The sequence below is a fragment of the Stenotrophomonas maltophilia genome, from assembly GCF_047497515.2.
GTDB lineage: Bacteria > Pseudomonadota > Gammaproteobacteria > Xanthomonadales > Xanthomonadaceae > Stenotrophomonas.
Genome location: NZ_JAXAXL020000012.1, coordinates 53,905 through 77,025, shown reverse-complemented (window position 1 = coordinate 77,025; position 23,121 = coordinate 53,905). Strand labels below are relative to the sequence as shown.

Here is a 23,121-nt window from a genome sequence, read left to right as displayed (position 1 = left end):
CCACGCATCTGCGCCCGTAGCATCAAGCCATGCCCACCCTGCCCGCCGATCCCAACGCGCCACTGGTCGCCATCGTCGCCTGCCACGGCCAGGGGCTGTTCGAGTTCGGCTGCGCGGTCGGCCTGTTCGCACCGGTGCGGCCGGAACTGGGCGTGGCCTGGTACCGCACCCAGCTATGCGCGGGCGAACCCGGCGCACTGCGCATGCTCGGCAACACCCAGGTGCAGCTGCCCTACGATCTGGGCAGCGTCGATGACGCTGACATCATCGTCATCCCCGGTTGGCGCGAACCCAGCGAGCGGCCGCCACAGGCACTGCTCGATGCGCTGATCCGCGCCCACGCGCGCGGCGCACGCATCGCCTCGATCTGCTCCGGTGCCTTCGTGCTGGCCTGGGCCGGCCTGCTCGATGGCCGCCAGGCCACCACCCACTGGCGCCTCACCGACGCGCTTGCACGCGACTTCCCCCGCGTCGATGTACGCGAGGATGTGCTGTACGTGGATGCCGGCAGCATCATTACGTCGGCCGGCTCGGCCACCGGCATGGACATGATGCTGCACATGGTGCGCAAGGATTACGGCGCGCGCGTGGCCAACCTGGTGGCCGAACGGCTGGTGCTGGCGCCGTGGCGTGATGCCGGACGCAGCCAGCGCGTCAGCCGCGCCATTCCCAATGGCGAGCCCAGCCGCCTGGCGAAGCTGATGGAATGGATGCGCCGCAACCTGCGCGAGCCGCACTCGCTCGGCAGCCTCGCCGAGCAGGCCGCGCTCAGCCAGCGCACCCTGCAACGCCAGTTCCTGGACGCCACCGGCCTGTCACCCATCGACTGGTTGATCCGCGAGCGCGTGGCCTTCGCCCGCGAGCTGCTGGAAACCACCGACCGGCCACTGCAGTGGATCGCCGAGCACGCCGGGTTCGGTTCGCAGGAATCCTTCCGGCGCCACTTCCGCAGCCAGGTCGATGCCAGCCCCACCGAGTACCGCAGCCAGCATCGCAGCGGCATCGGCGCGGATCGCCTGGTGGGCTGCTGACCCCGTTACGTGGCGGGCAGATCCTGCGCGGCGACGTTCCATTCCGTGGCCGACCGGGACAACAGCTGATCGACCCGTCGTTCCAGCTCCACGGCCTTGAACGGTTTGGTCAGGATCTCCATGCCCGGCTCCAGATGCTCGCCGCCCACCGCAGCACTCGCGGCATAGCCGGTGATGAACAGCACGGGCAGGTCGCGGCGTCGCTGTCGTCCGGCGTCGGCAACCTGCCGGCCATTCAACGTGCCGGTCAGGCCCACATCCGTCACCAGCAGATCAAAGTGCTGCCCACTGTCCAACAACGCCAGCGCCTCACTGCCATTGGCCGCCTCGGTTACCGCGTGGCCCAGTCCGGAAAGCACATCGCGCACCAGCCCACGAATGGTATCCTCGTCCTCCACCAGCAGCACCGATCGGCTGGCCGAGGCCGGCTTCAGTGGCATGGCAATCGGCAGGGCGACATCGACCGCCTGCACCGGATCGGATTTCGGCAGGTACAGATGCATGGTCGTGCCCGCACCCGGTGCCGATTCCACGTCCACCTGGCCGCCCGACTGGCGGGTAAAGCCATAGATCATCGACAGGCCCAGCCCGGTTCCCTGCCCGATCGGCTTGGTGGTGAAGAACGGCTCGAAGACTTTCTCCAGCACGCTGGCATCCATGCCCGTGCCGGTATCGCGCACGGACAGGCGCACGTAGTCACCGGCCGGCAGCCCCAACCGTTCGCTGCGCGTTCCTGCCAGCGCTTCGGTGCTGCTGGAAATGATGATCGTGCCGCCGCCCGGCATGGCATCACGCGCGTTGATGCACAGGTTCAGCAACGCGTTTTCCAGCTGCGGTGCATCGACCCGTACCGCGTCCTCGAAATCCTCGAAACGAGTTTCGATGTTGATCGAAGGGCCGATGGAACGGTTCAGGATATCCAGCATGCCGCTCACCAATGCGGCAACGCGCACCGATGACGGCGCCAGGGTCTGCCGCCGGGAAAACGCCAGCAGGCGCTGGGTCAGCGCAGCGGCACGGTCGGCACCGGAACGCGCCATCTCCAGATAACGCTCCAGCCCATCCACCCGGCCCTGCTCCACGCGCATTTCAAGCAGTTCCAACCCCATCGATACCGCGGTCAGCATGTTGTTGAAGTCGTGCGCGATGCCGCCGGTCAGCTGCCCCAGCGACTCCATCTTCTGGCCCTGCCGCAGCCGCTCTTCCATCGCCATCAGCTCGGCCGTCCTGGACTGCACCCGTTCTTCCAGCGTCAACGTCAACTGCTGCAGGCGCTGCTGGGCAATGCGCCGGTCGGTGATGTCCGAGGCCGCGCCGAACCACTCCTTCACCCGCCCATGTTCATCCAGCAGGGGCACCGCGCGTAGCTGCACCCAGCGCACCGAGGCGTCCGGCAGCAGCGTGCGGTGTTCCACTTCCGGTGCGGACGTGGCCTGCAGCGCCTCGTCGATGGCCGCATCCACGGCCAGGCGGTCGCCCGGGTGAATCAGCTGCTCGCGCCAGGAACCTTGCGCATCACGCAGCTCTGCCGCGTCGCCCTGCCGGTAGATCAGGCTCATCTGCTGCCAATCGGCGGAGATGGAATACAGCGACTGGGTGGCCGCCGAGACCAGCGCCGCCAAGCGCCGCTCGCTCTGCGCCAATGCATCGGCCGCGGTGCGTTCGGAGGTGCGATCGCGGAACACCACCACGAATCCCACCGCCTCGCCTTCCGCGCCGCGCAGCAGCGTCATCGAGCCCTGCGCCCAGAAGCGCCCGCCATCGCGGCGGCGCAGCCAGCGTTCGCCACTCAGCCCGCCGTGCAACAGCGCATGCTGCATGTTCTGCTGGAAACGGTTCGCCTGCAGATCGTCCTGCAGATACAGCAGCCCGGCGTGCTGGCCCAGCACCTCGCTTTCGTGCCAGCCCAGCGTCTCTTCCGCGCCGCGGTTCCACAGCGTGATCAGACCATCCATGTCGGTGGCGATCATGGCGTAGTCGCGTGCGCTGTCCATGATCTGCCGGTGGCGTGCCTCGGTCAGCGAGAGATGCTGTTCCAGCGCGACCTGCGGCGTCAGATCCAGGCCCTGCACGAAGATGCCGTTGACCTGCCCGGCTTCGTCCTTGCACGGCTGGAACACCACATCGACGATGTGCCGTGGGCCAAACCCGGGCTGCGGCACCCCGCTGTCGTAGGCCACCTTGCGCCCGATGTACGGCTCGCCGGTGCGGTACACCTCATCCAGCAGACCCACGTAGCCCTGGTCCACCGCTTCGGGCAGGGCTTCAACCAACGGCCGGCCGAGCACTTCGCGGTGGCCGATCAGTTGCTCATAGCCCGGGTTGACCAGCGCAATGCGGTGCTCGGGGCCGGTCAGGAAGGCCATGAACATCGGCGACTTCTCAAACAGCGCGATCAACCGCTCATTCTCGCGGGCCAGCTTCTGCTGGGCCACGATCATCCCGGTCACTTCCTTGGTCACGCAGAAGGCACCCGCCACCTGCTCGTCGTCGCCGTGCAGGGCCGAGAACGAGAACGTCCACCAGGTATCCTCCGGTTGCCCGTAGCGGTTCATCGCCACCGGCACGTTCTCGAAACGCGATCCCTGCCCGGCGAACGCGCGCTCGATCGGCTCGCGCACGGCAGGCCAGGCATCCGCCCACAGGCTACGAAGCGGTGCACCCATCGCCTGCGGCAGGCGCGGCCCCAGGATCGGCGCGTAGGCATCATTGAACAGGAACACCAGCTCCGGGCCCCATACCAGGTACATGCTCTCGGGGGAGTTGAGCATCAGTTCAACCGCGCACCGCAGCGACGCGGGCCAGCGGTCCGACGGGCCGAGCGCAGTCGCTGACCAGTCATGGTCGCGGACACGCTCGGCAGCAGCCCCCGTCGCACGGGGGAAAACAGATCGACTCGGTTGCACTTCACATCCTGACGGGGGGCGGGGGTCGCAGTGCCCCAACGGCGTTCAAACCGCTGCAGGAAGTGAGACTGGCTCGCCAATCTACGCGATCCGCCGGCGCGAAAGCGTCAAGACATCGCAACGCGCGCCCGCTGTCGCCAGATCCGTGCGCATTGCGCGGCAAACCCCAGCGCGAATACCACAGCACAACCGAGCAGCGTCTGCTGAATCACCGGCGCCAGCGGTGCGGCGGCAATCGGGTGCGACAGCGGTACCCGCGTCAGCGTTTCATTCACCCCCGGCACCAGCGACAACAGGAAGCTGAAAGACAGCCCGAAGGTCGACAGGTACGGCCGCACGCGGCCGAGGAACTGCAGCCGCCCGGCCAGTACACCGCCGAAGGCGGCCAGCAGAACGATCACGCCGAAGGCGTGGCCCGGATTGAGCCCACCGGTGCTGGACACGGTGAACGAGGTCGCCACCGACAGCACCAGGCCGACCAGATAGGCCTTGCCCGAGCGCGTGGCCGGGTCGATGCCGCGGTGTCGGATGAAGCCGTACAGACCGGCAAGCACCGGAACCAGGCTCACGGTGGTGTGGATCACCCCGAGGGTGGAGAGCGCGTGCGTCATGGGTAAACTCCTCTGGATTTCATGAACCTACTAGTAGGTAGACTTGGTACTCAAAAGAAAGGCCCGCGAACCTCGCAGGCCTCAACAACCGGGTTCAGCGGGCGGTGCTCACCCGCGCAATGGCCAGCCGCGCCAGCGTGGCAAACGTGCCGGCATCACCGAAACCACGCGCGGCCAGCATCGCGCCATGCACCGCCGACATGAATGCCTTGGCCTCATCGGCCGCGGAGCCCTGCAGATGCAGCTGGCCCGTTGCCGCGCCCTTCCGCAGGGTCAGCGCCAGCCAGCCGCTCAGGTCCTCGAAATGGCCGCGCACTTCCTCGGCAATCTCCGCAGGAATCATCGGCGACTCGGCTGCCAGCATCGCGCAGATGCAGAACGAGGACGTGCCGCCGGCGATGCAGGCCGACCAGTAGTCCACGTAGGCATTGAGTTCCTGCAACGGGTCATCCAGCTGCCGGTCCAGCAGCGCCAGGCCCTCGCGGGCTTCGGCCCGGTACAGCTCGACCACCGTGCGCACCAGATCCGCCTTGCTGGGGAAATGGTGGTGGATGCTGGCCTTGCTGATGTTGACCCGTGCCGACACGTCGGCATAGCTGAAGCCGTTGTAGCCGCCGGCCTCCAGCAGCGAACGGGCGTGGGCCAGGATCTCCAGGGCCTTGGGCGAGAGCGACTCTTTCATAAGTTAAAACCTACTAGTAGGTAGATTCGCAGTCAATAGCCCACCGGTAGTGCCGGCCGCTGGCCGGCATCCCAGGAAACCAGGCCGGCCCTGTTCCGAGCCCCTCAATGCGAAGATACGTACACCGCCTCCGCCGGCCCCGGCGGCACGGCAAAGCTGCGCCGCATGCGTGCCACCTCGGCTGCCGGCGGCAGCGCGAACAGGCGCTTGAACTCGCGATTGAACTGCGACGGGCTGGCGTAACCCACCGCCAGTGACGCGGCCTCGGCCGTCATGCGCTGGCGCAGCATCAGCAGCCGCGCTTGATGCAGCCGGGTCGACTTCACGTACTGCATCGGCGACGTACCGGTGATCGCGCGGAAGTGGTCATGGAAGGTCGCCACGCTCATGCCCGCCTCGGCCGCCAGCTGGCCCGCATCCAGGGCCGTGGCATACGCCGCATGAATGGTGCGCAGCGCCTTGCCGATGCTGCCGAAGCGCCCGCGCATGGCCAGCGCCTCGCGCATCGCAGCGCCCTGTGCGCCGGTCAGCACGCGGAAGTACAGCTCACGCACCAGCGCCGGCCCGAGCACTGCAGCTTCCAGCGGATCGGCCAACGCCTCCAGCAGGCGCAGCACCGTGGCCTGCATCGGCGCCTGCATCGGGCTGGACATCATGCTCTGTGCGGTCACCTGCCCTGCATCGGCCTGCTCGCCCAGCTCGATCATCAGGTCCGCCGCCAGCTGCAGGTCCAGGTGCAGATAGATCGCCAGCAGCGGCGCCTGTTCCGACGCCTCGGTTTCCATCGTGAACGGCACCGGCACCGACACCGCCAGGTAGTGCTGCGCGTCGTACTGGTACACCTGCCCGCCCAGATAGCCGCGCTTCACGCCCTGGCAGACGATCACGATGCCCGGGTCATACAGCACCGGCGTGCGCGCCAGCGGCCGGTTCGAGCGCAGCAGGCGGACCCCGGGCAGCGGCGTGAGCGTATAGCCCTCTTCCACCGCCAGGGTCTGCAGCAGGCCGACCATGCGCGCCTGCATCTGCGCCTGCTGGGAATCGACCACGGGCACGAACACCCCAGAGGAATAGGCAAGAATGGACGAATCCTAGGCCTGTGGCGCGGATCGCTCAACCACTAACGTGCAAGACCTCCCCCAACGAGCCTGATCGCCATGTCCTCTTCCCGCCTCATCCTCATCACCGGCGTCAGCAGTGGTTTCGGCCGCGCCCTGGCCCAGCAGGCCCTGCAGGCCGGCCACCGCGTGGTCGGTACCGTGCGCAACGACGAAGCGCGCGTGGCATTCGAAGCGCTGGCACCCGGCCGCGCCTTCGGCCGCCTGCTGGACGTGACCGATGCCGATGCCATCGATGCGCTGGTCGCCGATATCGAAGCAAACGTCGGCCCCATCGATGTGCTGGTAAACAACGCCGGTTACGGCCACGAAGGCATCCTCGAAGAATCCACGCTGGCCGAGCTGCGCCATCAGTTCGAAGTGAACGTGTTCGGCCCGGCCGCGTTGATCAAGGCGGTGCTGCCGCACATGCGCGCGCGCCGCCGTGGCCACATCCTCAACATCACCTCCATGGGCGGCTTCATCACCCTGCCCGGCATCGCCTGGTACTGCGGCAGCAAGTTCGCGCTGGAAGGCATCAGCGAAGTGCTGGGCAAGGAAGTGGCAGCGTTTGGCATCCACGTCACCGCCGTTGCACCGGGTTCCTTCCGCACCGACTGGGCCGGGCGCTCGATGGCACGGGCACCGCGCAGCATTGGAGACTACGACGCACTGTTCGATCCCATCCGCAGCGCGCGCGAGGCAAAGAGTGGCCATCAGCTGGGCGACCCGCTGAAGGCCGCGCGGGCGATGCTGCAGATCATCAACAGCGACGCGCCGCCCAGCCACCTGCTGCTGGGCAGCGACGCGTTGCAGTTGGTGCGTGCGAAACTGGCATCGATGGCCAGCACCCTCGATGCCTGGGAACAGCTGAGCCGCTCCACCGACGGCATCGCGTGAGGCGTGGAGGCAGCCGATGCGTTCACCGGCTGCCTCCCTCCCGCCGGCTCAGTCCTCCTGCACCAGCTTGAACTCGCGCAGCAGGCCACCAATCTGCGTCCCGTCCAGCTTGTTCATCAGCAGGTTACGCAGGAAGGCCGGCCCGGGAATGTCCAGTTCCTTGCCATCGCGCAGGCGGCCGGTTGCCGCCAGCAGCGAACGCACGTCATAGGTGGAATTGAACACCTCCGGCACGCCGCGTTCGATACCCAACAGTGTGTACACCGCTTCCATCGGCGTGCGCACCGAATACTCGGTGGTGAAGATGCAGTCGCGTTGCTTCGACTCGGCGAACTGGCCGATGAAGGCAAAGTTCACCGCCCCCTCCGGCACCACGTCCGGGCGGTCACCGGCCTGGCGTGGCATGAAGAACGCGGTCACGTACGGCATCATCACCGGCACCGTCTTCGCGCCGGTCGCAGCCAGTTCGTCGATCTCGTCCAGCGGCACGCCCAGGTGGTACAGCCACTCGCGGGTGATCTCCTCGCCGCTGCAGTCCTGCATCGGCTTCTTCACATAGTCACCGGGCGTATCCACGAACAACGAATACACCCACACCACGATCTGGTCCTTGGGCTGGTTCTTGAAGTGCGGCTGCCGGTTCACCGTCCAGCTCATCAGCCAGCGCGAGTCGCGCACGCTCACGATGCCGCCGGTCACCACCTTGCCACTGAACGGGTCGCGCTTGGCAATCTTCTGGATGTAGGCGGGAATGCGCGCATCCAGCGTGGTCACCGTTGCCGATTCCCACTTGGTCTCGGGAATATGCGCACCGAACACGTCCGGGCGCCCGAACGCCGCATCCTTCGCGGCGATGCGTCGCCACAGGTCCCACGCCGGTGCCGGGCCTTCATTCAAGCGCGCCGCCGTGTGGTGATCGCCATTGTCCGAGTTCTCGGTCAGCGAACCAATGGTCATGAACACCAGGTCATCCGCGCCCAGATCGACGCCACCGGCCACGCCATCGCGGGTCCAATGGATGCGCGTGGCCTGCTTGCGGCCGGCCTGCAGATCGAAGTCGACGTCGGTCACCTCAGTGCCGTACTGGAACACCACGCCGTGGTCCTGCAGCCACTTCACCAGCGGCAGCACCAGCGATTCGTACTGGTTGTACTTGGTGAACTTCAGCGCCGAGAAATCCGGCAGGCCGCCGATGTGGTGGATGAAGCGATGCAGGTACAGCTTCATCTCCAACGCCGAGTGCCACTCCTCGAACGCGAACATGGTGCGCCAGTACAGCCAGAAGTTGCTGTCCAGGAAATCGCGGCCCAGCACCTCGTCGATGCGCTTGTTCTCCATCTCCTGCCGGGTGGCCAGGAACAGCGCGATGATGTCCTTCTGCGCCTGCTCGCTCAGGGTGAACAGGCCATCGGTATGCGCATCCTCGCCGCGATTGATCGTGGCCCGCTGCAGCGAATAGTTCGGGTCATCCTTGTTCAACCAGTAGAACTCGTCCAGCACGCTGGCATCGTCGATCTCCAGCGACGGAATCGAGCGGAACAGGTCCCACAGGCATTCGAAGTGGTCTTCCATCTCGCGCCCGCCGCGGATCACGAAACCCTTCTCCGGCACCTTCAGGCCGTCCAGCGCGCCACCGGCAATCTGCTGCTGCTCAAGAATGGTGATGCGCTCACCGGCCATGCGGCCGTCGCGCACCAGGAACGCCGCACCGGCCAGCGACGCCAGGCCCGAACCGACGAACCACGCGCGCTTGCCATCAACACCCGCCGGCTTGCGCGGGCGCGCGAAGGCTTCGTAGTTGCCACTGCTGTAGTACATGCACTGCTCCTTCCTGGAGGGGGTAGCCCCACTGTAAACGCCGCATGCGTCAGCACCGCTTAGGAATAGTTGCGAGCGCTTGCGACCAAATGCCGCAGCAGTGCCCGGCCATGCCTGGTAACCCCTTCCGCAACCACGGTTGACATGCAGGCATTTGCCTGCATATAGTCCACCCCAAGGACGGCACCTGCCCGCCCATCGCGAGGAACCTGCCATGGTGGATATCGCACACAGGGTCGGCATCAAGACCCCCGCAAGCCAGGTGTACCAAGCCCTGGCCACCCCCGAAGGCGTCGCCGCCTGGTGGGCCGAAGACACCCACGGCGACCGCGACGTCGGCGGTACGCTCAAGGTGCGCTTCACCAACAGCGGCCAGGAGATCGGCGCCATGGAAATGAAGCTGGAACAGCTCATTCCCGGCCAGCTGGTGCTTTGGGAATTCCTCGCCGGCCCCGCCGAATGGATCGGCACCCACGCACGCTTTGTGCTGAAACAGGAAGGCGACTACTGCATCGTCCTGTTCACCCACGAAGGCTGGAAAGAACGCATCGAATTCACCTCCCACTGCAGCACCAAGTGGGCGGTGTTCCTGCTCAGCCTCAAGGCCCTGCTGGAAACCGGCACGGGCCAACCCAACCCGCACGACGTCAGGATCGACAACTGGAACTGAAGACGCCCCGCATGAATGCAGACAAGGTGTTCAAGGCACTGGCCGACCCCACGCGCAGGACGCTGCTGGACCTGCTCTGCGAAGACAACGGCCAGACCCTGGGCCAGCTCTGCGAACACATGGACATGGCCCGGCAATCGGTCACCCAGCACCTGGGCCTGCTGGAAGACGCCAACCTCATCAGCACCGTGCGCCGTGGCCGCGAGAAGCTGCACTTCATCAACCCGGTGCCGCTGCATGAGGTGTACGAGCGCTGGGTACGCAAATTCGAGCAGCAGCGCCTGAGCCTGCTGCATGACCTGAAACGAGAACTGGAAGGAGAATGACGATGTCCGCAGCGTCCACCCGCTTCATCCACGTGATCTATATCGCCTCCACCCCGCAGAAGGTGTTCGAGGCCATCACCCGGCCCGAGATCGCCAGCCGCTACTGGGGCCACGAAAACGTCTCGGACTGGAAGCCCGGCTCGCGCTGGCAGCATGTGCGTGCCAACGAAACGCGCTCGGTCGAGCTGGTTGGCGAAGTGGTGGAAAGCACCCCGCCCTCGCGGCTGGTGATCACCTGGGCCGCCGCCTCGCAGGCCGACAACCCGGATGCCTACAGCCGGGTCACCTTCGACATCGTGCCCTACCAGGACATGGTGCGTCTGACCGTCACCCACGACGAACTGGAACCGGGCAGCGGCATGGATACCGGCATCCGCCAGGGCTGGCCGATCGTGCTGTCGAGCCTGAAGTCGTTGTTGGAGACGGGCAAGGGGTTGGATGTGTTTGCGAAGCCGAGTTGATCCACCGGCCAGCATGAATCGCGCTATCCCAGCAAGGGATCCGTAACCGGAAGCAGCCCCAGGTCAACCAGACTCATCTCGACCTGGTTGGCCTGTTTGATGGCATGTGCATCAGCAAGATCGAGCACCTCCGTGGCGAGGATGAGGGTGCCACCACCGCGACGCTCAAGCCTTGCGGCGGCAGGAACCTGGTCTTGGGTCAACGAGGCGTCTACGTAGCCCATCCAGCCGAGAAATTCCCGATGTGGAAAGGGCGCACGATCAACGCTGTAGAGCAGCAACTCCCCTTCCACAAGCTGCTGAACATTTGTCTTTGCAAACGTGATGGGAAGGCTGTTCAGCAGCACCGAAAGCGTGGACTCAAGAACACTGACAGGGGAATCGAACACCTTCTCAATGCGGTCTACATGAAGTCGAAGCATCCCGAGCGCGGGCATATAACTCAGCCCAACACCGCCTCGTCTCAGCCAATCCTTGTCATTCCCTGCGTTTGTGAGGAGCGCGCCATTGCTTCCAATCGAGGGCTGACCGGGATACTCCTTGGCGAGCTTGATGTCATCCTCCTGCACACGGGCAACAAGATCGTCACCTTCACCAACAGGTACGTAAGCGTCACTTGATGAACGTGGCGCGGCCCACCAATTCGCGAAGAGTGGGTCAGCGTTTGAGAGGCTGGACGTAATTCCAACAACGTCTTCCCACACTTGAAAGGGCGTGCGGGCTGCCACGGGAAAGTGACAGGCAATCGTAATGTTCAAGGCATTCTTCCAATGACCAAAGGGGTGACGCGCACAGACGCAGGAGGGATTCCGACCATTAGGCCTGCCTTGGAGGCGGCCACATCCATGAAATGCCATTCAAGCTTTCCCTGTGGTCCTGTTGCACGAACCGCCATAGCCTGCTTGGTGAAGCTCTGTAGCCATTGGTCCGTCATGGCCCGTGCGAAGGGCTTCGATAACGACCCGTCAGCATTGAAGAATGAGCCGAAGTTGCCCTTGGCCTCTAGCACGGTGCATCGGCTCCTCCAGAAGCCGTCGAACGAAATGCCTGCGAACAACCATTCCAACGTTGTGAACTCTCCTCCTCGTCCAAACAGGCTCTTGAACGATTCAAGATCCAGGTTCACGATTTCGTCCGCGTTGTCCCCCCGCTTCACATAGCCGAATCTCTCCGGGCCGGCATACATGTTCGCTATCTGGAGCTGATAGTCGTAGTTGATACGCGTGCGCCGCGTGATGTACCGAGGCGTCGGCGGCTGTCCTACCCTGCCATCACCTAGCCGGCACTCGTTGCAATCACTGGCGTCCTGAGCGTCTGCACACTCCACCTCGCGTGCCCTTACGTCTGGCTTGTCCTTCACCACGTCCTTGGCCGCATCTGCCGCTGCTGCGGCGGCAGCCGCTGCGGCGGCCCGCTCAGCGAGTTTTCCCAACCCCCATCGAATCGGAATGGCGGCCATTACACGTCGTCCTTCGGCCAGCGATGCAGAGCGACCAGGGCGCCCAACAGGTCTGCTGCCTGGATGTTGGGGTTGTCCGCATGGCGCACAGCGATGTCCACTTCGGCATTGCGATGAAGCTCTCCACCGCTGCCAACATCCACCTTGGTCCATGCAACAAGTGTTGGCAGATGAGTGACGCCAAGTTCATAGGCGGCATAGGTGTAGCAGCGGTCCGTCTCCGCCAGCAACGCAGCATCATCCAGCCCCATGACCCGCTCTGGTAGATCACGCCGGATCTCCGCCGCAAGTCGAGGCAGGAACGAGAAGGGATCAGGCAGGCGCAGCAAGGCTTCCTGTCGAGCATCCAGCTTGAGCATCAAGGTTTCTCCACCGCCATGTGATCCAGCTCCCAACGCCTCCCCTGCAGTTGTACCGACCAGCGTGAGAACGGCGCTATGAACGCGGCCTTCTGCGCCTTCGTCATTACTCCCCACATCCGGTAGAGCGCGCGGCCATCCCATAGACGGAACAGCGCCCTGCCTCCATCCGTCAACTGCAGCGCCATGCGGGCCTGAAGGTGCACCACGACAGCGTCGACGTTCACCGTACTGGAGAAGCGGCAGACTGCACCTGGGATCGGCTCGAGATTGAACAACCACTGATGCAGGACCGGGTCCTCGCTCAGAAGAACCAGCCAAGGACCGGCGTCCGCGTGAGGGCTTTCCGGCTGCTCTGCGAACAGCGCTCGAGCCCTTCCCTCCGCTGCGTACCCGTGCAGAACAGCAGCGCTTTTCGTACAGCGCGCTGCATCGACGATGGCATAGTTCATGGTCATCTCCGCAGGAAAGCCGTGCCGCGTCCTGCCGCAGCCCGCAGACATGCCTCGCAGATGGGCTTGCTGGGCATCGTAGAGGCGGCCACCCATGGTGACCGCTCCGCAACCGGCGCAACAGACTTTTCAGACGCGGGTGCTCCGCCTGAAGAAATGTCCACCGTCAACTGCGTGCCCGCCATCAGGCTGCACCCGCATTCCAATCGATCTCCATCCCGGGCAACTGGCTGGCCATCCACTCGCCAGGTAGAGTCGCCGGTGACAATCGAGAAGATGCCCTGATGCTTGGGGCACGTTGCTTTGTCCGAGATTCGGGCCACGGCGCTGCCATGGATGTCCGTGAATGGCGCGCCGGTGATGACGCGTCCGCCGCCGCTGGTTCTGTCTCCTACCACCACAATCAATCGACCCATATCTGCGTTCCGTGCGTGACCCGCGCTGGCCCGACTCCGCCAGCGACACGAAACTAGCCGCGCTTGCAGGGATGCTTCCAGAAGGAACGCGCTGAACGGAGGGTATCGGTTCGATAAGCTACTGAAGGGAAAGGAAACCTTCCCAGCACAGACTCACGTATCGCGCCGGCGATGCGGCGCATTACGACAAAGGAAGCTGCACAATCCGACAGATCGCGAGCCGGAATGGCCGCGGCACTGGTCGCAACTTCGGGTAAGTTGCCGACTGCACTTTGCTGTGCTGAGCGATGTCATCATCGGCCTGTCGCCGCGCAGAGCGCTGGGCGCATAGATCGCGGAGTGCAACCGCTTGCGGACGGCTGACGTTGCAAGTCAGCATGATGTGGTCATCCGCGACGTCACATTGCGGACTTCCGCCCTCGGATCATCGGGGCAGATTGTCGCAAACGGCTCGACTTGCGCCACCTGACACGCGCCATTGCGGCCGGGGCACGCTCTGTTCGCCACTAGCAGCCGGGGCGTGGCTTGTCGCACTAAATCCCGCTCGCTACGCTTTTCTCTCCCACCGGCCCGCAGAGCCGTGAATCAGCGAGGAGTGACCAGAACGATGAAGGCCCCGAACATGTCTACGTGGATTGTACGAATCGGGCTGTGCCTGCCGGTATTTCTACTGGCCGCGTGCAGCAACGATTCCGCAGCGAGCCGCGAGCCGGCTGCCGAGGCAGCAAAGCCATCGGCCCAGGCGCCGACACCCAGCACCACACCCGACACGCAATGCGATCCCGAGCATCTCCGAAGCCTTCCCGAGGGCAAGGCGCGCGATGCGCTGGTCGAGCATTGCATGACCCGTGGCACCTACAAACGAACCCAACCCCAGACATTCTGACGCGCAACAGGGCTGGCCTCCTATCCCTGCTGGCATTGGCCAGCTGAACAACCGCCCCACGCTCACCGCTGCCAAACCCGGTTCCGACCGCACTCCGACGCCGCCCGCCACAGCATCAGCCGCAGGCTCCCCAGGCGACGTTCGATGAGTGCTTCAGGCGCAGATTCCCTGCACAGCAAAGTGGCGGCGGTCACCCTAGGCTTCTGGGTGATGAAGATCGCCGCCACCACCCTCGGCGAGACCGCGGGCGACCTGCTGTCGATGACGCTCAACCTGGGCTACGTGGCCAGCTCGGCCATCCTGCTCACCATCTTCGCCGCCCTGCTGGCCGTGCAGCTATCGGCGCGGCGCTTCCACCCGGTGCTGTTCTGGTCGGTGGTATTGGCCACCAGCACCGCCGGCACCACGATGTCCGATCTGCTCGACCGCACGCTCGGCCTGGGCTACGCCACCGGCGCCAGCCTGCTGGCCGGCTGCCTGGCACTGGTGCTTCTGGCGTGGCGGGTGTCGGAGAAGTCGATCTCGGTCAGCAACATCGCATCGCGCCGCGCCGAAGGCTTCTACTGGACCGCCGTACTGTTCTCCAACACGCTCGGCACCGCGCTGGGCGACTTCCTCGCCGACGATTCCGGGCTGGGCTTCACCGGCGGCGCGCTGCTGATCGGCAGCCTCATCGCACTCACCGCGCTGGCCACCCGCATCAAAGGCATCAACCGGGTCATCCTGTTCTGGATTGCCTTCGTGCTCACCCGCCCGTTCGGCGCCACCTTCGGCGACCTGCTCACCAAGCCGCTGGAAAAAGGCGGGCTGGGCTTCGGCACGGTGGGGTCGTCGCTGGTGCTGTTCAGTATCCTGGCGACACTGGTGGCGCTACCGATGCTGCAGCGGCGCGCGCAGCCCGCCAATTAGCGCGCCGTCCAGCCCCCATCCACCGGCAGCGCCGTGCCGGTGATCTGCGACGCCGCGTCCGACGCCAGGAACACCACCATCTTGCCCAGCTGCTCGGGTGTCACGAACTGCAACGAAGGCTGCTTTTCGGCCAGCAGCGCGCGCGCGGCGCTCTCCTGATCCGTGCCCTCCTTCTCCGCCAACGCCGTGATCTGCTGCTCGACCAGTGCCGTTCGCACCCAGCCCGGGCAGATCGCATTGGCGGTGATGCCGGTGCCCGCATTCTCCAGCGCGGTCACCTTGGTGAACCCCACCACGCCATGCTTGGCCGCCACATAGGCCGACTTGTTCACCGAGCCCACCAGCCCATGCACCGATGCGATGTTGATGATGCGCCCGCCGCCCTGCTGCTTCATGTGCGGCAACGCCGCCGCGGTTGCATGGAATACCGCTGAGAGATTCAGCGCAAGGATCGCATCCCACTTTTCAGCGGGAAATTCATCGATCGGTGCGGTGTGCTGGATACCGGCATTGTTCACCAGGATGTCGATGCGGCCCATCGTCGCAACGGCGTGGTCGATCATTCCGCGCACCGCCTCACCCTTGGACAGGTCGGCGCCGTCATGCGCCACCCGTACGCCGAACTCGGCTTCCAGCTGGGAACGGATGCGTTCGATCTCCGCCGCATCACCGAAGCCATTCAGCACGATGTCGGCGCCCTGCCGCGCCAGCGCCGTGGCGATGCCAAGACCGATACCGCTGGTGGAGCCAGTGACCACCGCAACCTTTCCACTGAACATGGGCGAGCTTCCATCGGGCACAGGCCGCCAGTGTAGCTTCACCGGCCCGCCCCTTTAAGTGACGCTACCCTAGTCGGTCAACGGTTAGAGCCCGTTGGGAGTTCCCGCCGAGTGAGTGTCCGGCGTTCATTCGAAACGGACGGCACCCCGCAGAAGGTGCGCAGCCCTCGCCTGCTGGCTATGCCATCCGACTCCCACACGGGCAATGCATTCATGCCTCACCCGGCGGACCGAACACGCTGGGAAACAGCATTTTCGGCCTTTCTACTCCCCCCACCGCCAACCGGGTGGGGCGCCCTTCATCCAGCAAATGAGGACAAGGGCCAACACGACTGCCCACGTGTAGAGCTGAAACGCGATGGGTTCGCGAAATGGAGAGAACAGAAACGGACCCGCCAGCAGCAGGCCGAATGCGACTGCATACACAAGCCAGCCCTGCCACGCGCACGGCATCCCCCAGCCCCATCCGTACTTCTTCCTGGTGAACCAGTACTTCTTACTGATCATTGCAGTATTCCTCGATGGTCACCGGTCTCACGCACCTGATCAAGGCATGCTTTGAACTGATCGTGAAGACGTCGGTCCAGAATCAAGTCAGTATTCCCTCTCGCTGTGACGAGAACAGAGCTACGGTCCGTGCGCAGCACGAAGACGTTGCGACCGCTGTGCATGCGGAACTTGCCAAGCTCAACGCCACCGGTGCTCGTTCCAAGTTGCCGGTGAGGCAGCGTGATCCCTGAAGCATCGGAAGCGTCTTGCCACGAGACACTGGAAAGCGGGAGCTGCAGTCGGACAAACGCTGCTGACCCAATCAGCTGGCCATCTGTGACGGCGATGTACGCTGTCCGCGCTTGATATACGAGGCCAAAGGCGACAACGACAACAACGGCCAGCGCCGAGCCAAGCACAATATTCCTGGCTGGCACCCCGCCAGAGCGGGGTGCCAGCCATACTGCGATCAGAACCACGGCTGCTGCCACGCATATGCCGAGAGGAAGCGCATAGGCATGAATCAGGGATACGTCCAGCGTGGATCGGCACATCAACATGGACTACTCAGCAGAGATTGATCGCATGCCGTAAACGTAAGTCGCCTCGACAATCGTCTCAAATGCATCTTCTTCATAGGTGACAAGGCCGACGTTTCGCATCGCACGCAGGAACGAGCGAACCTCGTTCTTTATTACGAGTTTTGCATGCTCGTCGTAAAGACCGGGGGCTCCCAGGATGGAAGCTGCACGATGTGCAATGTCGCAACTATCGCAGATATCACCGTCCAGCCGACTCAGCTGGCCGTTGAACACATGGTTGTATGACGGCATCTGGGTCTCGTTTCCGGCAACCACTACCTTGTTCACAACGGCAACCATGGTGAATGCAGCCACGGCTACGGTCACACCAACAATGGCGTCAACAGCCGCAACCACAATCACAGCCGCGCCAACAACCGCTTGACCTGGGGCTGTCCGCAGAAGCTCCGCCACACTGGCCAGGGCCGCGAGGTCTGCCGTTGTAGGAGGTTTGTCAGTAGCCTTGATGAAAGCGAGTACCGATTCGGCATCGGGAGACTCGTCCCCAGAAAGCTCCATCACGCTGCGGATCATGTCTATATTGCTCTGGAGTGCGTGCTGCATCTTCATGGTGAGCACGTCTTCCTTTGGACGCGCCAACGCGCCAGATGCCTGGAGATAGCTCAACATTTGCGCATAGTCACGACGTTTGGCCGCGTCTTGCACATCCCTGTCCGACAGAGCAACCAGCAGAGCCATAGATGGCGCGTTCAGTGTCTCTTTGCTGGTGTCGAACCCAAGCGTGGAAAGATATCGACCAGGGTTGGTGTTGAAGAGCGAACGCTTCTTCTCGTCGGAAAACATATCGACAGCAGCGGCACTCAACTTTGACCAATGATCCCAGCCGGCTGCAGGCATACCGCTACGCGAGAGTGGAAGAAGCATTCGTGTTGCGTTGACATCCGTGCCGCCAGTAAGGCTCGTGGGTGTGCCGAACACCCGCTTGTCGGTCGCGGCAGCTGCCGCCCCAGAAATTGATGCAGCAGCACTGGCTGCGAGTGTGGACTGGATGAACTTCCGCCGCTTCATTTGAACGCTCCTTGTTGCCGGGAAAGGGTGTCTACTGCCTTGCCGAGTGCGTGGCGACTCATTACCTCTGGAATGAACTTCTGGTAATCCGATTCAAGTCTTGCGCGCACTTCACTGTTCTTGTGAAGCACCGCGCAGTCGTGGCACATGTGCACCGATCCATTCAGTAGTTCATCGGCTTTCTCTTCGCCCATCACGCGCCTGATGATCTCCGCAGGGCCGTCCACTCTGATCCAGTACTTGAGGAAATCGTCCGTTTGAGAGAGATAGGCGTTGCTGACGCCATCCTCGAGACGCCCAACTTTCATCTCTGGGATGTGCTCGAGTGTCAGTCCGCAGCAGGCAGCGACTTCCTTGTAGGGCGTGACAACGATGTTGTCATGAATCTGGTGGCACGGGGCTATGCGCAGGTGCTGTGGAACCGTATTCTCGCGCTTGACCTGATCGCTTTTGAATTCCATCCAGCTGTTTGACTGCAGTTGCAAGCCCTTCTTCAGAAGCATCTGTATTGTCGAGTCCTCGGCGAAGGTCGCCATTGTTCGGCCGTCTTCCGTGTCTGCCTCCACCGTCACGAGGACGTGCAGCCCCGCAGTTAGGCCAGCCTCGGCAGCATTGACCACGGAAGAATGAGGTACCCACTCCTGATGATCTTTGCCGGAGCTGATATTGAGCTCTTTCAATCCCGCGGTTGAAAGCTTTTCTGCCCAACGCTTCGCGGTGGATCGGGTCTTCGCCCAGGAGCCATTCGATACCATCCGCGTGCCGAGCCCTAGCGATGTCGCTTCGGCTATCACACTGATCAAATCGTCTTTGAGAAGTGTCGCCTCGCCGCCGGTGAAGACGATGACAGACAGCGAGGGGAAGGAGCTTTTGGCATCATGAAGCGCTGTAATCATCTCGTCGCGACTGAGCCTTCCTTTGACCATCGGGCTCGACTCGAAACAGCACTGAACGCATGCCGCAGTGCAGCGATAGGTTGTGATAAACGTCAGCGTCCTGGGCGATAGCACCTGGGTAGCGCATAAATCCATTTTTGCTTCTCCATGTTACTGGCAAGGGCCAATCCGGGCCGCCTGTGGACACTACGGCGGGTCCAAACAGCAGATCCACCATAAGGAATATTTCGGAAGATTGAAACCCCGCACATCTTCGAGTGCATATTTGACGAGAGACCCCCTACGGGCGCTTCATGGCCCGACAGCCTCATTACGTCTGGGATTTAACCCAACGTGCGAGATCGCTGATCATTACCGGGTCCACATTTCCTGGCTGCATGTATTCCTCGGGGGAAGCCGGGCCATCGCCTGCAATGCCGAGGTGGTTGAGTGCGGGATACTCTCTCAGTTGCACTTCCGGCTGCCCCTCCAGCGATTCGTTCCACATGCGCCAGTCAGTCGCTGTTACCTGAAAATCGCGGCCACCATGCAATAGCAGCAATGGTTTTCGGAGCGACCTCGCGTCGCCGCGTGCGTCAACTGCTTCGATGCTCTTCCAGAAGGATTGGGGTGCACCCAGCGGGAGCTTGCTGGCCTCAACTTCCTGATCACCCAAAGCAGCCGCGATTTGTGTATCCAGCATGGCCAGCTGCTGTTCCGCTTCCGGCCCAAGCTGCCCGTCTACCGAAAGGAGGCGGCGGGTCTGTTCTGGAATAATCTGCAACAGGCTGCGCGCGGGTGCTGCCCATAGGACAACCCCTCTCACGTCAGGTGATCGCTGGGCGATGCGCGGCGCCAGCATCGCGCCTTGGCTATGGCCCAGTACAAATAGACGCCTGCCATCTATGCTTTGATCAGCGCCCAATGCCGTGAGCGCGGCAACCGCATCGTCGGTTGTTTCATCATCAATGCTGAAGTCGCCATCAAGATCCTGGGGGCGCGCACGGCTTCGCTTGTCGTATCGAAGTACAGCGATACCCTGCGCGGCGAGACCGCGCGCGACGTCCAGGAAGGGCCGATTGGGTCCAACGGTTTCGTCACGATCCTGCGGCCCTGAGCCATGCACCAGCACAACCGCAGGAAGTGGGCCTTCTCCTTTGGGCAGCGATAACGTGCCTGGAAGCGCACCGCGTGCCTGTGGAACGAAGAAATCGATCTCATGGTAGCTGGCATTGGCCGGGGGCGGCGCAGCTTGTTCGGGCGCGGTGGGCCGCAACATTAACCCGGCGACTTTCTCCTGCTTGTCGACCACAACTTGTGCAACAAATCGACCGTTGCTGAACTGCAATGGCACCAACACCAGCTGCATGCCTTCATGAGTGCTGATCGCTGCCAGGCCACGACTCTTCAAAGTCCCCAATGAGTTCCACAGGGTGCTGAGAGATTCCGCCGGTACCGCTTGGGCCATTTGTGGAGTGAACATTGCTTCGGCCTCAGCGATGCGCGCAGCCTCCAGGTGATCGAGCAAGCGGGCGGCCACTTGCTCAGGCTCTGCAGCGACCGCTGAATGAGTAAGCATCGTTAGCGACAAGATCAACATCCCAATGCGCGTCCTCATTGTTATGACTCCATCTTGACGCTGCCCAACAGAGGCAGCCAGCGTCGACGTGATAGCGCTCACCAATCCTGCTCTGGCGGATTCGTCGGGTCGAGGCAGCGCATACACAGTTCATCCTGAATGCCGTCATCATGGATGCATGTGGGTATTGAGGTCAACGCGTGACCTATAGTGGCAGCAATTCTCCCTTGATAATGGGTCGCAAGCGGGCGCAGATATTCGTCTAGAGCGTATTATGAACGTTGAAGCAGATTGGCCGTATTGCGAACCTGTGCGCCTCCCTAATCACTCGCCAGCCCCGCACAGCGGGCTGTCCATCAAGGCGCGGTAATCACCGAACGGCGTGGCGTCGAAGCGCATCGGTTCGTCATAGACCGGCAAGATGAAGAATCCGCCCTACTTCAACCGCTCCACCAACCGCTTCCCCACCTCCAGCGCCGAGGCCGGGTTCTGTCCGGTAATCAGCTCGCGGTCCACCACCACATGCCCCGTCCACGGCGTGGCATTGCTGCTGAACCGCGCACCCGCCCGCTGCAACGCAGTCTGCGGGTAGAACTTCATCTCACCGCCGCCCAGCAGCGGCTTGGCCTGCTCTTCTTCCTGATTGCTGATCACCGTCATCTGGTAGCCGCTGTAGATCCACTTCGGCGTGGCCGGCATCGCACCCGCTTCCAGCTTTGCCACGAAACCGCCCGCATCCGGCAGCGTGGACAGCAGCGCTATCGGCCCGTGGCAGACCAGCGCGGTGGTCTTGTTGCGCTGGTGGAAGTCGGCCAGCAAGCGGCCCAGTGCTGGGCTCTTCAGCAGGTCCTGCATCGGCGCGTGGCCACCGGGAATGTAGACCGCATCGAAACGCGCGTAGCCCCGCTGCTCGACGCGCGCCAGGCTGACCACCGGCGAGGCCGTCGGCGAGGTCAGCGCCAGTTTTTCCAGCAGATCCTTGTGCAGCGTCAGCTGCGCGGCATCGTTGCCGAAGTACGCCGCCGTCACCGACGACGCATCCACCGTCGGCGCTCGCCCCTGCGGCGTGGCGAAGGTCACCTCGTGGCCCGCGTCCAGCAGCAGTTTGACCGGCTGCATCAGCTCGTTGAGATAGAAGCCGGTGGACAGCACCTTGCCGTCCTTCAGGTCCAGGTGGTTTTCGTCGGACAGCACCACCAGCACGTTGGCGGCATGCGCGCCGGTCGCGGCCAGGGTCAAGGCCAGCGCTGCGGCCAGTCGGGTCATCAGGTTCATGGGGAGCTCCTATTCGGGGAATGGCGGCCACTTTATTCATCGCCCCAGCGGCGATAAATTGGCCCCATCGCAAAACATCTGTTCCCCGGAGAGCCAAATGAGCCGCAAGTTCGACTACCTGGGTGACGTGGAGGTGTTCCTGGCGGTGGTCGAGCACGGCTCGTTCACGGCCGGCGCGGTGGCGCTGTCCACCACGCCCTCGGTGCTGAGCCGCGCGGTCACCCGCCTGGAAGCGCGGCTGGGCCGGCAGCTGCTGCAGCGGACCACCCGCCGCGTGGGCCTGACCGACGCCGGGCGGCTCTATCTGGAACAGGTGCGCACCGCGTTCGGCCTGCTGGACGACGCCGAGCGCGACGTACTGGCCCAGGACGGTGCGTTGGCCGGCCGCGTGCGCCTGAGCGTGCCCACCACCTATGGCCACTACCGGCTGCCGCCCGTGCTGGCGCGCTTTGCGCAGCAGTACCCGCAGGTGCAGGTGGAACTGAACATCACCAACCGCAACGTGGACCTGGTGGCCGAAGGCTTCGACCTGGCCATCCGCCTGGGCCAGCTGCCGGACAGTGGGCTGGTGGGGCGGAAGCTGGAGGATGCGCCTTTGGTGCTGGTGGCTTCGCCGGACTACCTGCAGCGCCGGGGTACGCCGCAGACGCTGGACGACCTGCAGCAGCACCTGTGCCTGCCGTTCGTGATGCCGCGCACCGGGCGGCTGGCTCCGTGGATCTTCCGCGACGGCGAGCGCGACGTGGACTGGCTGCCGCGTTCGTCCATCGAGACCTCCGACGATGTGCTGGGCGTGGTGTCGCTGGCCGAACAGGGCATCGGTATCTGCCAGAGCTATGCGTTCATCGTGCGCGAACGGTTGCATCGCGGGCAGCTGGTGGAGGTGCTGCCGCAACTGCGTGGGCGGTCGCGCCCGTTCTCGGTGATCTATGCGCCGCATCGGCGGCAGTCGGCGGCGGCGCGGGCGATGATTGAGTTGCTGGTGGGGAATGCGACGGTGGTTGAGGACGGCATGGGTTGAGTTTCTGCCGTCTTCCCGCGGTGTCGGCTTTGGACCGCTATTCGGCCCATCTGACTGATCGCGCGGTGCTGCGGCCCGGTTCGGAATACGAATTGTTGTAAAGGCGGCTGTCTCGCTATCCCCTGAAGGCACGGGCGATTGCGTCACTAACGTTCGCGATCAGCAGCGCGTCTGCGCGAATGCGTCGAATCGTGAGGCGTACGGCACGAATAGTGCATGCCACAATAGATTTCCGCTCTCGAATTCTGCGATCTCTTCGCGAATTTCAATTGGTATTCGGATCGACCGCGTAAACAACATGGCGCGCCACCAAAAAAAGGTGGCAGCGGGTCTGCAAACCCGTGATTAGAGATGCACCTGTAGTTTGCGCTTGTCCGTCGGCACCGTCCCCAAGCGGTGCCGGCGGGCAATCCGTCGGCCTGTATGGCGGGCGGTGCGTGGGGGTCTTCGGACCCACCGGTCTATGGTGCTATCTCATCCCGGTTTGCAGCCACGCATCGTCCGCCACCT

25 protein-coding genes are annotated in these 23,121 nt (G+C 63.5%); 8 read left to right on the top strand and 17 right to left on the bottom strand.

What is annotated here, in order from left to right; genetic code table 11:
- Window positions 1–29: 29 nt before the first annotated feature.
- A complete protein-coding gene (ftrA, locus tag ACMZPQ_RS16090) occupies window positions 30–1,031 on the top strand; it encodes a transcriptional regulator FtrA (protein WP_197580724.1) in 1,002 nt (333 codons plus the stop codon).
- Window positions 1,032–1,036: 5 nt separating this feature from the next.
- Here ftrA and ACMZPQ_RS16085 read toward each other — a convergent pair whose 3' ends face one another.
- The 4 genes from ACMZPQ_RS16085 to ACMZPQ_RS16070 all read right to left on the bottom strand — a co-directional run bounded on the left by ACMZPQ_RS16085 (window position 1,037) and on the right by ACMZPQ_RS16070 (window position 6,279).
- Window positions 1,037–3,802: a hybrid sensor histidine kinase/response regulator gene (locus ACMZPQ_RS16085; protein WP_414485950.1), complete on the bottom strand. Its 2,766-nt coding sequence runs from the start codon at window positions 3,800–3,802 to the stop codon at window positions 1,037–1,039.
- A gap of 242 nt (window positions 3,803–4,044) precedes the next feature.
- Complete coding sequence (locus ACMZPQ_RS16080) at window positions 4,045–4,548, bottom strand: hypothetical protein (RefSeq protein ID WP_197580725.1); 504 nt, start codon at window positions 4,546–4,548, stop codon at window positions 4,045–4,047.
- Window positions 4,549–4,642: 94 nt separating this feature from the next.
- Window positions 4,643–5,230, bottom strand: coding sequence for a TetR family transcriptional regulator (locus ACMZPQ_RS16075; protein WP_197580726.1), 588 nt, complete (start codon window positions 5,228–5,230; stop codon window positions 4,643–4,645).
- A gap of 104 nt (window positions 5,231–5,334) precedes the next feature.
- Window positions 5,335–6,279 carry an AraC family transcriptional regulator gene (locus ACMZPQ_RS16070; protein WP_197580727.1) on the bottom strand — a complete coding sequence of 315 codons (945 nt, stop codon included), beginning with the start codon at window positions 6,277–6,279 and terminating at the stop codon, window positions 5,335–5,337.
- A gap of 108 nt (window positions 6,280–6,387) precedes the next feature.
- On the opposite strand from ACMZPQ_RS16070, the gene ACMZPQ_RS16065 reads away from it, so the two are divergent.
- Complete coding sequence (locus tag ACMZPQ_RS16065; RefSeq protein WP_197580728.1) at window positions 6,388–7,227, top strand: oxidoreductase; 840 nt, start codon at window positions 6,388–6,390, stop codon at window positions 7,225–7,227.
- A 48-nt stretch (window positions 7,228–7,275) separates the two neighbouring features.
- Here the strand turns inward: ACMZPQ_RS16065 and ACMZPQ_RS16060 are convergent, their stop codons facing one another.
- Window positions 7,276–9,045, bottom strand: a complete 1,770-nt coding sequence (locus ACMZPQ_RS16060) for an oleate hydratase (protein WP_414485951.1) — start codon at window positions 9,043–9,045, stop codon at window positions 7,276–7,278.
- Window positions 9,046–9,259: 214 nt separating this feature from the next.
- On the opposite strand from ACMZPQ_RS16060, the gene ACMZPQ_RS16055 reads away from it, so the two are divergent.
- The 3 genes from ACMZPQ_RS16055 to ACMZPQ_RS16045 are packed head-to-tail and all read left to right on the top strand — an operon-like array spanning window position 9,260 to window position 10,502.
- Complete coding sequence (locus ACMZPQ_RS16055; RefSeq protein ID WP_197580730.1) at window positions 9,260–9,715, top strand: SRPBCC family protein; 456 nt, start codon at window positions 9,260–9,262, stop codon at window positions 9,713–9,715.
- Between the two features lie 11 nt (window positions 9,716–9,726).
- Window positions 9,727–10,041, top strand: a complete 315-nt coding sequence (locus ACMZPQ_RS16050; protein WP_197580731.1) for an ArsR/SmtB family transcription factor — start codon at window positions 9,727–9,729, stop codon at window positions 10,039–10,041.
- A gap of 2 nt (window positions 10,042–10,043) precedes the next feature.
- Window positions 10,044–10,502: an SRPBCC family protein gene (locus tag ACMZPQ_RS16045; protein ID WP_197580732.1), complete on the top strand. Its 459-nt coding sequence runs from the start codon at window positions 10,044–10,046 to the stop codon at window positions 10,500–10,502.
- A gap of 23 nt (window positions 10,503–10,525) precedes the next feature.
- Here the strand turns inward: ACMZPQ_RS16045 and ACMZPQ_RS16040 are convergent, their stop codons facing one another.
- From ACMZPQ_RS16040 to ACMZPQ_RS16020, 5 genes are read right to left on the bottom strand one after another with little or no spacing between them, the layout of a single operon-like run.
- Entirely contained in the window at window positions 10,526–11,260 is a 735-nt protein-coding gene (locus tag ACMZPQ_RS16040; protein WP_197580733.1) for an Imm52 family immunity protein, read from the bottom strand.
- Window positions 11,257–11,961: a Tox-REase-5 domain-containing protein gene (locus ACMZPQ_RS16035; RefSeq protein ID WP_197580734.1), complete on the bottom strand. Its 705-nt coding sequence runs from the start codon at window positions 11,959–11,961 to the stop codon at window positions 11,257–11,259. Before ACMZPQ_RS16035 ends, ACMZPQ_RS16040 begins: the two co-directional genes overlap by 4 nt.
- Window positions 11,961–12,320 carry a hypothetical protein gene (locus ACMZPQ_RS16030; protein ID WP_197580735.1) on the bottom strand — a complete coding sequence of 120 codons (360 nt, stop codon included), beginning with the start codon at window positions 12,318–12,320 and terminating at the stop codon, window positions 11,961–11,963. Before ACMZPQ_RS16030 ends, ACMZPQ_RS16035 begins: the two co-directional genes overlap by 1 nt.
- Window positions 12,320–12,772 carry a DUF4123 domain-containing protein gene (locus ACMZPQ_RS16025; RefSeq protein WP_197580736.1) on the bottom strand — a complete coding sequence of 151 codons (453 nt, stop codon included), beginning with the start codon at window positions 12,770–12,772 and terminating at the stop codon, window positions 12,320–12,322. The genes ACMZPQ_RS16030 and ACMZPQ_RS16025 overlap by 1 nt, the downstream gene beginning before the upstream one ends.
- A 2-nt stretch (window positions 12,773–12,774) precedes the next feature.
- Window positions 12,775–13,188: a PAAR domain-containing protein gene (locus tag ACMZPQ_RS16020; RefSeq protein ID WP_197580737.1), complete on the bottom strand. Its 414-nt coding sequence runs from the start codon at window positions 13,186–13,188 to the stop codon at window positions 12,775–12,777.
- Between the two features lie 607 nt (window positions 13,189–13,795).
- Between ACMZPQ_RS16020 and ACMZPQ_RS16015 the strand changes: the two genes are divergently transcribed.
- Together ACMZPQ_RS16015 and ACMZPQ_RS16010 are read left to right on the top strand one after the other, a co-directional pair.
- On the top strand, window positions 13,796–14,074 hold the full coding sequence (locus tag ACMZPQ_RS16015; RefSeq protein ID WP_312645178.1) for a hypothetical protein: 279 nt from the start codon (window positions 13,796–13,798) through the stop codon (window positions 14,072–14,074).
- A gap of 144 nt (window positions 14,075–14,218) precedes the next feature.
- Window positions 14,219–14,983, top strand: a complete 765-nt coding sequence (locus ACMZPQ_RS16010; protein WP_197580739.1) for a COG4705 family protein — start codon at window positions 14,219–14,221, stop codon at window positions 14,981–14,983.
- Here the strand turns inward: ACMZPQ_RS16010 and ACMZPQ_RS16005 are convergent.
- The 7 genes from ACMZPQ_RS16005 to ACMZPQ_RS15975 form a co-directional block, all read right to left on the bottom strand.
- The gene (locus tag ACMZPQ_RS16005) at window positions 14,980–15,762 is read right to left on the bottom strand and encodes a 3-hydroxybutyrate dehydrogenase (protein WP_197580740.1); all 783 of its coding nucleotides are present in this window, start codon (window positions 15,760–15,762) and stop codon (window positions 14,980–14,982) included. The two genes, ACMZPQ_RS16010 and ACMZPQ_RS16005, sit on opposite strands and share 4 nt — an antisense overlap.
- Before the next feature lie 264 nt (window positions 15,763–16,026).
- A complete protein-coding gene (locus tag ACMZPQ_RS16000; protein WP_197580741.1) occupies window positions 16,027–16,269 on the bottom strand; it encodes a hypothetical protein in 243 nt (80 codons plus the stop codon).
- Entirely contained in the window at window positions 16,266–16,811 is a 546-nt protein-coding gene (locus ACMZPQ_RS15995) for a hypothetical protein (protein ID WP_197580742.1), read from the bottom strand. The genes ACMZPQ_RS16000 and ACMZPQ_RS15995 overlap by 4 nt, the downstream gene beginning before the upstream one ends.
- 3 nt (window positions 16,812–16,814) lie before the next feature.
- Window positions 16,815–17,861 (bottom strand): hypothetical protein, encoded by a 1,047-nt coding sequence (locus ACMZPQ_RS15990; protein ID WP_197580743.1) that lies wholly within the window; start codon window positions 17,859–17,861, stop codon window positions 16,815–16,817.
- Complete coding sequence (locus ACMZPQ_RS15985) at window positions 17,858–18,892, bottom strand: radical SAM protein (protein ID WP_197580744.1); 1,035 nt, start codon at window positions 18,890–18,892, stop codon at window positions 17,858–17,860. Before ACMZPQ_RS15985 ends, ACMZPQ_RS15990 begins: the two co-directional genes overlap by 4 nt.
- Before the next feature lie 175 nt (window positions 18,893–19,067).
- The gene (locus ACMZPQ_RS15980; protein WP_197580745.1) at window positions 19,068–20,354 is read right to left on the bottom strand and encodes an alpha/beta hydrolase; all 1,287 of its coding nucleotides are present in this window, start codon (window positions 20,352–20,354) and stop codon (window positions 19,068–19,070) included.
- A 396-nt stretch (window positions 20,355–20,750) separates the two neighbouring features.
- Entirely contained in the window at window positions 20,751–21,590 is an 840-nt protein-coding gene (locus ACMZPQ_RS15975) for a type 1 glutamine amidotransferase domain-containing protein (RefSeq protein ID WP_197580746.1), read from the bottom strand.
- Window positions 21,591–21,687: 97 nt separating this feature from the next.
- Between ACMZPQ_RS15975 and ACMZPQ_RS15970 the strand changes: the two genes are divergently transcribed.
- The gene (locus ACMZPQ_RS15970; RefSeq protein ID WP_197580747.1) at window positions 21,688–22,611 is read left to right on the top strand and encodes a LysR family transcriptional regulator; all 924 of its coding nucleotides are present in this window, start codon (window positions 21,688–21,690) and stop codon (window positions 22,609–22,611) included.
- Window positions 22,612–23,121: the final 510 nt, after the last annotated feature.